The organism is Clostridium sp. ATCC BAA-442, assembly GCF_964239415.1.
Classification (GTDB): domain Bacteria; phylum Bacillota; class Clostridia; order Oscillospirales; family Oscillospiraceae; genus Flavonifractor; species Flavonifractor plautii.
This window is the reverse complement of record NZ_CAXSQB010000081.1, coordinates 1-9,983: the sequence shown is the minus strand read 5'-3', so window position 1 is coordinate 9,983 and position 9,983 is coordinate 1. Positions and strand designations below refer to the sequence as shown.

Annotated in this window: 8 protein-coding genes; 3 read left to right on the top strand and 5 right to left on the bottom strand. The window is 63.6% G+C overall.

The annotated features are described in order from the left end of the window. Positions 1 to 115 precede the first annotated feature (115 nt). The 4 genes from rnr to ACESY8_RS18980 form a co-directional block, all read right to left on the bottom strand. The gene (gene rnr, locus ACESY8_RS18995) at positions 116 to 2,287 is read right to left on the bottom strand and encodes a ribonuclease R (protein ID WP_498794933.1); all 2,172 of its coding nucleotides are present in this window, start codon (positions 2,285 to 2,287) and stop codon (positions 116 to 118) included. A 51-nt stretch (positions 2,288 to 2,338) separates the two neighbouring features. After that, positions 2,339 to 2,575 carry a preprotein translocase subunit SecG gene (gene secG / locus ACESY8_RS18990; RefSeq protein WP_009259063.1) on the bottom strand — a complete coding sequence of 79 codons (237 nt, stop codon included), beginning with the start codon at positions 2,573 to 2,575 and terminating at the stop codon, positions 2,339 to 2,341. 143 nt (positions 2,576 to 2,718) lie between these two features. After that, positions 2,719 to 4,485, bottom strand: a complete 1,767-nt coding sequence (locus ACESY8_RS18985) for an FtsX-like permease family protein (protein ID WP_054339280.1) — start codon at positions 4,483 to 4,485, stop codon at positions 2,719 to 2,721. After that, on the bottom strand, positions 4,475 to 5,242 hold the full coding sequence (locus ACESY8_RS18980) for an ABC transporter ATP-binding protein (protein WP_007490640.1): 768 nt from the start codon (positions 5,240 to 5,242) through the stop codon (positions 4,475 to 4,477). Before ACESY8_RS18980 ends, ACESY8_RS18985 begins: the two co-directional genes overlap by 11 nt. A gap of 191 nt (positions 5,243 to 5,433) precedes the next feature. On the opposite strand from ACESY8_RS18980, the gene ACESY8_RS18975 reads away from it, so the two are divergent. Then, complete coding sequence (locus ACESY8_RS18975; RefSeq protein WP_044939067.1) at positions 5,434 to 5,802, top strand: RidA family protein; 369 nt, start codon at positions 5,434 to 5,436, stop codon at positions 5,800 to 5,802. Positions 5,803 to 6,031: 229 nt separating this feature from the next. Beyond that, a complete protein-coding gene (locus ACESY8_RS18970) occupies positions 6,032 to 7,363 on the top strand; it encodes a uracil-xanthine permease family protein (RefSeq protein WP_009259059.1) in 1,332 nt (443 codons plus the stop codon). A gap of 43 nt (positions 7,364 to 7,406) precedes the next feature. On the opposite strand, the gene ACESY8_RS18965 is transcribed toward ACESY8_RS18970, so the two are convergent. Next, positions 7,407 to 8,045 carry a helix-turn-helix transcriptional regulator gene (locus ACESY8_RS18965; protein WP_007490632.1) on the bottom strand — a complete coding sequence of 213 codons (639 nt, stop codon included), beginning with the start codon at positions 8,043 to 8,045 and terminating at the stop codon, positions 7,407 to 7,409. 343 nt (positions 8,046 to 8,388) lie between these two features. On the opposite strand from ACESY8_RS18965, the gene ssnA reads away from it, so the two are divergent. Further along, positions 8,389 to 9,729, top strand: coding sequence for a putative aminohydrolase SsnA (gene ssnA, locus ACESY8_RS18960; protein WP_024723537.1), 1,341 nt, complete (start codon positions 8,389 to 8,391; stop codon positions 9,727 to 9,729). Positions 9,730 to 9,983: the final 254 nt, after the last annotated feature.

Genomic DNA, 9,983 nt, shown 5'->3' with positions numbered 1-9,983 from the left:
GGCAAAATGGTGGGCGCGGGGGCGGTGGGCTGAGTCGGTTCTCCCCCCTGTTTTTGACATCCGGCAGGCAGAGCGAATACAATTAGTAATAAAACAGCCAATAGCATCCGTTTTGTCATCGTTTTTTCCTCCCTTTCCGCCCCTTGGGCACATGCATGGCCCGCCTGTTTTTCCCCCGGCGCGGGGGCATCTCCTCCCGGCGCTCCGCCGGACGGGTGGGACGCGGGGCAAGCTGGCCGCCAGGCAGTACAAAATCGATCTGCCCGGTGGCGGGATCGGCGGCGGCGCACACCACCTCCAGGGGCATACCGAAGGTGTAGGCCGTCCCGCCCCCCTCCTCCGTCAGCGTGAGGCGGGTCTCGTCGTAGCGGTAGCCCCGGCCGGGCAGGGCCTCCACCCCCAGCAGGCCCTCCACCCCGCCGGGCAGCAGGACAAACAGGCCGAAGCGGGTGACGCCGGATACGGTTCCGGCAAAGGTCTCCCCTACATGGCCCGCCATGAATTCGGCCATGTAGCGTTTCTCAATCTCCCGCTCGGCGCTCTGGGCGGCCAGCTCCCGCTGGGAGGACTGCACCGCCGCCTTCTGGACCGCGGCGGCCAGCCTCCTCTCCACCCCGCCGGACAGCCTCCCGTCCAGCAGGGCGGTGAGGATGCGGTGGACCATCAGATCGGGATAGCGGCGAATGGGGGAGGTGAAGTGGCAGTAGTATTTGGCCGCCAGGCCGAAGTGCCCCAGGTTTTCCCCGTCGTACCGGGCCTTCATCAGGGAGCGGAGCACCATCATGGACACCGCCGCCTCCTCTGGCTTCCCCTTCGCCGTGTCCAGCAGCTTCTGGAGGGAGGGGCCGTCGGCCTCCTTCAAATCGTAGCCCAGGGGGGCCAGCATGGCCCGCAGCGTCTCCGCCTTGTCCGTGGAGGGCTTCTCGTGAACCCGGTAGACGCAGGGCTTGTCCAGCCGGTTCAGATGCTCGGCCACGCACTCGTTGGCCGCCAGCATGAAGGACTCGATGAGCCCCTCGCTGATCCCCGGCGTGCGGAGCACCACGTCCACCGGCGTGCCGCTCTCGTCGCACACCACATAGCTCTCCCGGGTGTCCAGCTCCAGGGCGCCCCGCCGCCTGCGGCGGCCCTCCAGCACCCGGGACAGCGCGGCCATGTCCTCCAGCATGGGGAGTATCCGGGCGTACCGCTCTGCCAGGGCGGGGTCGCTGTGGGCCAGCAGCGCGTTGCAGTCCTCATAGGTCATCCGCTCCGTGGTGCGGATGACGCTCTTGGCGATGGTGTGGTCCACCACCTCCCCCTCCGGCGTCAGGGTCATGACGCAGGACAGGGCCAGCCGGTCCACCCGGGGGTTGAGGGAACAGATGCCGTTGGACAGCTCCCGGGGCAGCATGGGCACCACCTGGTCGGCAAAGTACACCGAGGTCCCCCGCTCCCAGGCCTCCAGATCCAGGGCGGAGCCGGGGCGCACGTAGTGGCTCACGTCGGCGATGTGCACCCCCAGCACCCAGCGGCCCAGGCCGTCCCGCTCCAGGCTCACCGCGTCGTCCAGATCCTTGGAGGAGGCCCCGTCAATGGTGATCATCACCCTGTCCCGCAGGTCCAGCCGCCCGGCGACGGCGCTCTCCTCCACCGACTGGGGGGCGGCCTTGGCCTCGAGCATCACGGCGTCGGGGAATTCCCGGTCGATCTCGTACTGGTACAGGAGGGCGGCCACGGCGCTCTCCCGGTCCCCGGCGGGGCCGAACACCTCCCGCAGGGTACCCATGGGCGGGTGCTTGGCGCTTCCGAAGCTGGTCATGGCCACGGCGGCCCGGTCCCCGGCCCGCACCCCCTTCCGCTTGGTGAGCACCTGGATGGGGCCGGGCAGCCGGTCACTGTCCGGCCGGAGCCACAGCCCCCGGTTGTGCCGGACCAGCACGCCGGTGACCGTCTTGTTGGCCCGCTCCACCACGGCGGTAATCCGGGCGGTGCGCCGCCGGCCCTCCTCCCCTCCCTCGTCCTCCGGCCGGGCCAGCACCCGGTCGCCGTGCCACGCGCCGCCCTCCGCCCGGGGCGGAATGAACCAGTCATCCTCCCGCCCCCCGCCGTCCTCCGGTACCAGAAAGCCGAAGCCCCGGCTGGTGGCCTGATAGATTCCGGCGAGCCCGCCGGCCTGCTTATCCTGTTTCATATCATCGTTCCCTTTCTTCCGCACTCCGGTCCTCCGGCCGGGATGCTCCGGGTGCCGCCGCCCCCAGGCGCGGCGTCTGCTGCTATTGTACCATAATTTTGTCTCATCCGGCATCGAAAGATACAAAAACCGCCCTCCCGAACGGGAGGGCGGTTTTTGTGCTTGTTAGAGCAGGCACATGACAAAGGTAATTACCACAAAGCCGATGGCCACCCATTTGGTCAGCTTGGCCAGCTTGGCGTCCCAGGTCTTGGCCCGGTTCTTGGCCATAAAGGTATCCGCCACGCCGGCGATGGCACCGGACAGGCCCGCGCTCTTTCCGGACTGGAGCAGTACCACGGCGATCAGGAAAATCGCGGCCGCCACGTCCACAATGCTCAGAATCAACTGGGGGATATTCACGCTGCATCGTCCTTTCGGCCCCGGATGGGGCATCATTCGTCCATACGCTATGGTCTATGGGCGCAGTTATCCCGCGCCGCTTTCAAACGTGGATTTTATCGTAGCACATTTCCCCGCCGATTTCAAGCATTTTTTCGCATTTCTCAGCCGCTCCGCACGATCCGGCGGCTGCCCCAGCAGGTGGCCAGGAAATAGCCGCCGTAGATGACCAGCAGCAGAACCGCGGCCACGGCGCTGGAGGCCGCCGCGTCCACCTTCCCGACCTCGGCGATCACCGCGTTGGCCGCCGTCATGCCCACGGCGGCGTGGACCAGCGCCAGGGCCAGGGGCAGGAAAAAGGAGAGGAATACCTGGATATCCACCGACCGGGCCCGCATCCGCTCCGGCGCGCCCAGCCGGGCCAGGAGCTGGTAGCGGGGGGCGTTGTCCGCCGCCTGGGTGAGCTGCTGAAGGGCCAGCACCGCCGCCGAGGCCAGCAGGAACACCACCCCCAGGTACAGGCCGATGAAGAGCACCAGCACCTTGGTGCCCATAACCTCCATCCAGGTCCCGATACGGGTGGTGCAGCCGTAGACGCCCAGGGTGTCCAGTGTAGACAGCGCCTCCTGAAACCGCGCCTCCGCAGCATATTTGTCCCCAGCATAGTCGGCCAGGAAATACCAGCCGTCGATGTGAGCTCCCTGGGCCGCGCCGTCCGGCTGAACGTCCAGGCCGTGGTGCGCCCGGAAGGCGTATGCCGCGTCCTGGCCCCAGCGGCCCGCGATGGCGTCGTGCATGGATTGGGTGATGGCCCGTTCTTCCCCGGTGCGATACACCGGAACGGCCAGCGAGAAGGCGCACTCTGCCTCCGGATCGAAGCCTCCCTCCGCCAGCAGGGCGGGGAGGTCCACCTCTCCCTCCTGCTCCGGGTAGAAGAGCAGCTCCACGTCCTGGGGGGCCTGCTCGGCCGTCATCTGCTCCACCGTGTTGTTGAGCCCTACCGAGCTGGCGGTGATGCCAATGGCCAGCAGGAGCATGAGGCAGATCACCGTCATGGAGCGGTAGGTGGTGTTGATGCGGGCGTTGAACTGCCGCAGGACAAACATATTGAGGTTCCTGTAGTAGAGCCGCTTGCTGCTCTGGCATACCCGCAGAAGGAACCCGGACAGGGAGCGAAAGAAGAGCAGGGTGCCCAGACTGCCCAGGCCGATCATCACCCAAAACAGCGCGTCCACCCGCAGCAGGCCCCGGGTGAGGAGCATGGCGTAGGCGACGGCCAGCAGCCCCGCCCCCGCCAGAAAGAGAACCACCGACACCCCCAGGCTCTGGGCCTTGAGCTCCTGGTTCACCCGCCGGGCCTGCATCAGGTCCAGGAGCCTGCACCGGGAGACGGCAAAGGCGTGGCAGAGCATTACCAGCAGGAAGATAAGGGAGAAGGCCAGGGCCGTTTTCCCCATGGCCGCCAGGGAGACGGAGAAAGTGAACTCCGTCATGGGCACGGCGAAGAGCCCGGCGGTGAAGGCGGACAGGCCCCAGGCCGCCAGCACCCCCAGCCCCAGGCCTGCCAGCAGGGCCAGCACCCCCATGCACAGGGTTTCCAGCAGGAGCAGGCGGGCCACCTGCCCCCGCTCCATGCCCAGCAGCAGGTAGGTGCCCAGCTCTCCCTTCCGGCGGCGAATCAGGAAGCCGGAGGCATAGAGGATCAGAAAGGCCAGCACCACCCACACAAAGACGGAGAGCATGCCGATGAGCTCCCGGATGGCCTGGGCCGTGGGAGCCTGGGGACCGCTGCCCAGGTATTGGAACACCGCCTGGGTTTCCAGGGAGTTGAACACATAGAACAGGCACACGCCGAAGGCGATGGTGAGAAACCACACTCCGTAGTCCTTCATGCTGCGCCCCACATTTTTGAAGGCCAGCTTAGAGAACATCGCTCTGATCACCTCCCAGGCGGGTCACCACGCCGATGATCTGCTGGAAAAACGCCCGGCGGCTCTGCCCGCCCCGCTCAAGCTGGGTGAGCACCGCACCGTCCTGCAAAAAGAGAATGCGGCGGCAGTAGCTTGCGGTGAAGGCGTCGTGGGTCACCATTAGGATGGTGGCCCGGCCTTCCCGGTTGAGGGCCTCAAACCGGTCCAGCAGCAGCTTGGCGGAGCGGGAGTCCAGGGCGCCGGTGGGCTCGTCGGCCAGCACCAGGGCGGGGTCTGTGATGATGGCCCGGGCCGCCGCCGTCCGCTGGCGCTGTCCGCCGGACATCTGGTAGGGGTATTTGTTCAGGCAGTCGGTGATGCCGAGCAGCTCCGCCGTCTCCTTGACCCGCCCCTCGATCTCCCCCGCCGGAGTCCCCCGGATGGTAAGGGCCAGAGCAATGTTCTCGAAGGCGGTGAGGGTGTCCAGCAGGTTGCAGTCCTGAAACACGAAGCCCAGCCGCTCCCGCCGGAACCGGGAGAGGGAGCGGCCCTTCAGCGCCGTCACATCCTGCCCCTCCACCCGGATATGCCCTGCTGTGGGGGTATCAATTGTGGCGATGCAGTTGAGCAGGGTGCTCTTTCCGCTTCCCGAGGCACCCATGATCCCCACAAACTCCCCCCGCTCCACGGAAAAGCTTACGTCGTCCACCGCGTGGGTGACGCTTCCCCGTCCGCCGTAGTCCCGGCGCAGATGCTCCACACTCAGAATTGGCTCCATGTTCAGACCTCCTTTGATTCTGAGAAAAGGTTATCAAAGGGATCTTAAAAAAAACTAAATCCCGCCTTACACTTTTGTGAAGCGACTCTGACGGTTTTCTTTCCAAAATTTTGTTCAGTGGCCCTTGATTTATTTTTTCCCGCCTCTATAATAGGAAGAGGATCATTTTAAACTGATAGGAGGACTCTTTCATGCTTATTGTCGACACCAAGAACGCCCCCGGCGCCATCGGCCCCTACTCCCAGGCCTACGAGACCAACGGCCTTGTCATCACCTCCGGCCAGCTTCCGGTAAATCCTGCCGACGGCACCATGCCCGAGGGCATCGCCGCCCAGGCCGAGTGGAGCTGTAGGAACGTGGGCGCCATTCTGGAGGCCGCCGGCTCCGGCTTCGACAAGGTGGTCAAGACCACCTGCTTCCTGGCCGATATCGCCGACTTCGCCGCCTTCAACGAGGTGTACGCCAAGTACTTCACCTCCAAGCCCGCCCGCTCCTGCGTGGCGGTGAAGGATCTGCCCAAGGGCGCCCTGTGCGAGATTGAGGCCATTGCTGTCAAGTAAGCCCCGCCCTGCATCGAAGAGGGATTTCCCAGGCGCAAAAGCGCCTGGGAAATCCGTTCTTTTTTTACCTGTCCGCAGCGGCTGCTTTAAGCATCTTTCACAAAAAGCAGTCTGGTTTTTTTCCATTCCGTCAAAGAAATTCCACTTGCATCCAGCCTAAAAATGGGATATAGTTTGAATGTGCTAAAAATGCATTTGTACTTCAAAAAATTTTTGTGAGGCGATTGGAATGAGTCACCCCGACACCACCAGCAAGGATGCCGTTTTCCAATGGCGCGGCATCCCGCAGCCCGGACAGCTTCTCCCGTTGGGACTCCAGCACGTGGTCGCCGCCGTAGTCGGCGTCATTACCCCGGCCATCCTGGTTGCGGACACCTGCGGTCTGAGCAGCGCGGACAAGACCCTGATGATCCAGGTCTCTCTGATCCTGACCGCCCTGGCCACCCTGCTCCAGCTCTTTCCCATCTTCCACCGCATCGGCTCCGGCCTGCCCGTCATCATGGGCATCAGCTTCGCCTACATCCCCACGCTCCAGGCCATTGGCGGCGAATTCGGCCTGCCCACCATACTGGGCGCGGAGATCGTGGGAGGCATCGTTGCCATCGTCTTCGGGGTGCTGGTCAAGTGGATCCGCCCCCTGTTCCCTCCCCTGGTCACCGGCACGGTGATCTTCACCATCGGCCTGTCCCTCTATCCCACCGCTGTAAAGTACATGGCCGGCGGTGCAGGCTCAGAGTGGTTCGGCAGCGCCAAGAGCTGGGCGGTGGCCCTTATCACCCTGGCTGTGGTGGTCTTCCTCAACCACTTCACCAAGGGCATCACCAAGCTGGCCTCCATCCTCATCGGCATACTGGCAGGCTATGTCATTGCCTATTTCCTGGGCATCGTGGATCTGTCCGGGGTGGGCAGCGCGGCCTGGGTCGCTCTGCCCAGGCCCATGCCCTTTGACATCCAGTTCGTCCCCGCCGCCTGTGTGTCCCTGGGCATCGTCTACGTGGTCAATGCGGTACAGACCATCGGCGACCTCTCCTCCACCACCATGGGCGGCATGGACCGCATGCCCACCGACAAGGAGCTCTCCGGCGGCATTGTGGGCCAGGGCGTCATGAGCATCCTGGGCGCCTTCTTCGGCGGCCTGCCCGCCGCCACCTACAGCCAGAACGTGGGCATCGTCACCGTCAACCGGGTCATCAACCGGGCGGTCTTCGCCCTGGCGGCCCTCATTCTGCTGGTGGCCGGGCTGGTACCCAAGTTCGCCTCCCTGCTGACCACCATCCCCCAGTGCGTCATTGGCGGCGCCACCATCTCGGTGTTCGCCACCATCACCATGACCGGCATCCGTATGATCACCGAGGGGGGCTTCACCCCCCGCAAGAGCTCCGTGGTGGGCCTGTCGGTGGCTCTGGGCGTGGGGATCACCCAGGTGTCCGGCTGCCTGGCCGGCGAGGGCTTCCCCGCCTGGGTCAACACCGTGTTCGGCTCCTCCTCCGTGGTGGTGGCCGCCCTCATGGCCATCCTGCTCAACCTGATCCTGCCCAAGGAGCCCTCCGCGAACGGCTGATTGACAACCGCGCCCGGCTTCCAGAGGAAGCCGGGCACGGAATTTATTCCTTCGACTCGTCGATGTAGCTGTAGAGGGTGTACTTGGAGATGCCGAAGTACTTGCACACCTTGTCGCCGCTCTTGGTGATGAGAAAGGCCCCTGTCTCGTTGAGAAACTGGATCGCCTTCACCTTGTCCTCCTTGTGCATCAGCGCCACCGGCTTGCCCACCAGCTTGACGCTCTGCTCGATGAGCTCGTCCAGCAGGTCGGACACGTTGCGGGAGATGGCCTCCGGCTCCCGGGACTCCTTCTCCGTGGCGGTGAACTGGCGGAGCATGTTCTCCATGGCCAGCATGAGGGTGATGTCGTAGTTGATTCCGAAGATGCCGATGGGGGTCCCGTCGTCGTTGCGGATGTAGATGGTGGTGGACTTGAGGATCTTTCCGTCCTTCGTCTTGGTCAGGTAGCACAGGTGGTCCTGAAGCTTCTCCCGGTCGCCCCGCAGGGTCTCCAGCACCACGTGTGAAGGGCCGTCCCCCACCTTGCGGCCGGTGACCTGGCCGTTCTCAATGGCCACGATGGAGCTCTCCGGGTCGTTGGAATCCAGGTCGTGCACCACCACCTCGCAGTTGGGGCCGAACTGGCTGGCAATCCCCTTGGCAAGCTGAAATAAAAATTGCAGCGTGGACGCTTCTGGCATACTGTTTTCTCTCCTTTGCCGGCGCTTTTGTTGATATTATACCACTTCCAGGTATTTTTTCAACAAAAATTATAAAGCCTAAAAATTTTTTAGTTTTTCCAACAAACCCTCTTGCATCTTGGGCGCTTTTGTGCTAAAATTCAAATGTAAGGCCAATTAAACTGTATATACTATACAAACAATTTGAAGATTGGTTGTGGCTGCAACGGAGTGCTCTCGCGCACGGGCTGAATGGACATGGGATTCGGTTTCGGTGCTGGCGCACCGCCGTCACAGAGTCGAGTGTCCATTCATAGGGAATGGGCACTTTTTTGTTGGTTGAAATCCAAAGGAGGAATGACGCATGCTGCTGGTTGGAAACGGAAGACTGATTACCCGGGACGAGGCCTTCCCCTATGCGGAGGACGGCGCGGTGGCGCTGGACGGCGAAGTCATCAAGGAGGTGGGGGCCCTGTCTGAGCTGAGGGCCAAATACCCCAACGCCGAGTTTGTGGACGCCCGGGGGGGTGTCATCATGCCCGGCCTCATCAACGTCCACACCCACATCTACTCGGGCCTGGCCCGGGGCCTGGCCATCGGCGGGTTCAACCCCACCAACTTTCTGGAGGTGCTGGACGGCCAATGGTGGTACATCGACCGGCATCTGACCCTGGACGGCACCCGGGCCTGCGCCTACGCCACGGTGCTGGACTGCATCCGGGACGGCGTGACCACCATCTTCGACCACCACGCTTCTTTCTGCGAAATCCCCGGCTCCCTCTTCGCCATCAAGGATGTTTGTCAGGAGCTGGGCATCCGGGCCAACCTCTGCTATGAGGTCAGCGAGCGGGACGGCGCGGAGAAGTGCGGCCAGGCCATCCGCGAGAACGCCGACTTCGCCCGGTGGGCGAAGGAGCAGGACGACGACATGATCAAGGCCATGTTCGGCGGCCACGCCCTGTTCACCATCTCCGACAAGACCTTCGAGCAGATGGTCAAGGCCAACGACGGCATGACCGGCTTCCACATCCACGTAGCCGAGGGCATGAACGACGTGTACGACTCCCTCCGGAACTACGGCTGCCGCCCGGTGAACCGCCTGCTCTACAACGGCGTGCTGGGGGAGAAGACCATGCTGGGCCACTGCATCCACATCTCCCCCGCCGAGATGGACATTCTCAAGGAGACGGGCACCATGGTGTGCCACAACCCGGAGTCCAACATGGGCAACGCGGTGGGCTGCTCGCCGGTGCTCCAGCTGTTCCAGAAGGGCATCCTCATCGGCCTGGGCACCGACGCCTACACCCACGACATGCTGGAGAGCCTGAAGGTGCTCCTGCCCATGCAGCGGCACAACGCCTGCCTGCCCAACGTGGGCTGGCGGGAGGCCACCGGGATGCTCTTTGAAAACAACGCCAAAATCTGCGCCCGGTACTTCAAAAAGCCCCTGGGCGTGCTCAAGCCCGGCGCGGCCGCCGACGTGATCATCATGGATTACAAGCCCTTCACCCCCTTCTCCCACGAGAACGTGGACGGGCACATGCTCTTCGGCATGGAGGGCAAGAACTGCCGCACCACCATCATCAACGGCAAGGTGCTCTATAAGGATCGGGAGTTCGTGGGGATTGACGAGGACAAAATCAATGCTTTTTGCATGGAGCAGTCCAAGAAGCTGTGGGGCGAACTCAACCACAGAACTTATTAACAGTCCCGCATTGATTTTGTCCTCACCAAGCGTTTTGCCACCGGCAAAACCTTGATGTCCGGGGCGATTCACTCGCCCCGGGCAGATCAAATCGCTCGGGGCCCCCGCACGGCGGGGCAAAATCAATGCCTTCTGCATGGAGCAGTCCAAGAAGCTGTGGGGCGAACTCAACCACCGCACCGATTGACGGGAGCGGGGGGGGGGGGGGGGGGGGGGGGGGGGGGGGGGGGGGGGGGGGGGGGGGGGGGGGGGGG

Coding starts and splice junctions, on each gene's coding strand:
- ACESY8_RS18980 (WP_007490640.1), bottom strand. CDS start 5,242: ATGGAGCCAATTCTGAGTGTGGAGCATCTGCGCCGGGACTACGGCGGA.
- ssnA (WP_024723537.1), top strand. CDS start 8,389: ATGCTGCTGGTTGGAAACGGAAGACTGATTACCCGGGACGAGGCCTTC.
- ACESY8_RS18975 (WP_044939067.1), top strand. CDS start 5,434: ATGCTTATTGTCGACACCAAGAACGCCCCCGGCGCCATCGGCCCCTAC.
- ACESY8_RS18965 (WP_007490632.1), bottom strand. CDS start 8,045: ATGCCAGAAGCGTCCACGCTGCAATTTTTATTTCAGCTTGCCAAGGGG.
- rnr (WP_498794933.1), bottom strand. CDS start 2,287: ATGCCGGATGAGACAAAATTATGGTACAATAGCAGCAGACGCCGCGCC.
- ACESY8_RS18970 (WP_009259059.1), top strand. CDS start 6,032: ATGAGTCACCCCGACACCACCAGCAAGGATGCCGTTTTCCAATGGCGC.
- ACESY8_RS18985 (WP_054339280.1), bottom strand. CDS start 4,485: ATGTTCTCTAAGCTGGCCTTCAAAAATGTGGGGCGCAGCATGAAGGAC.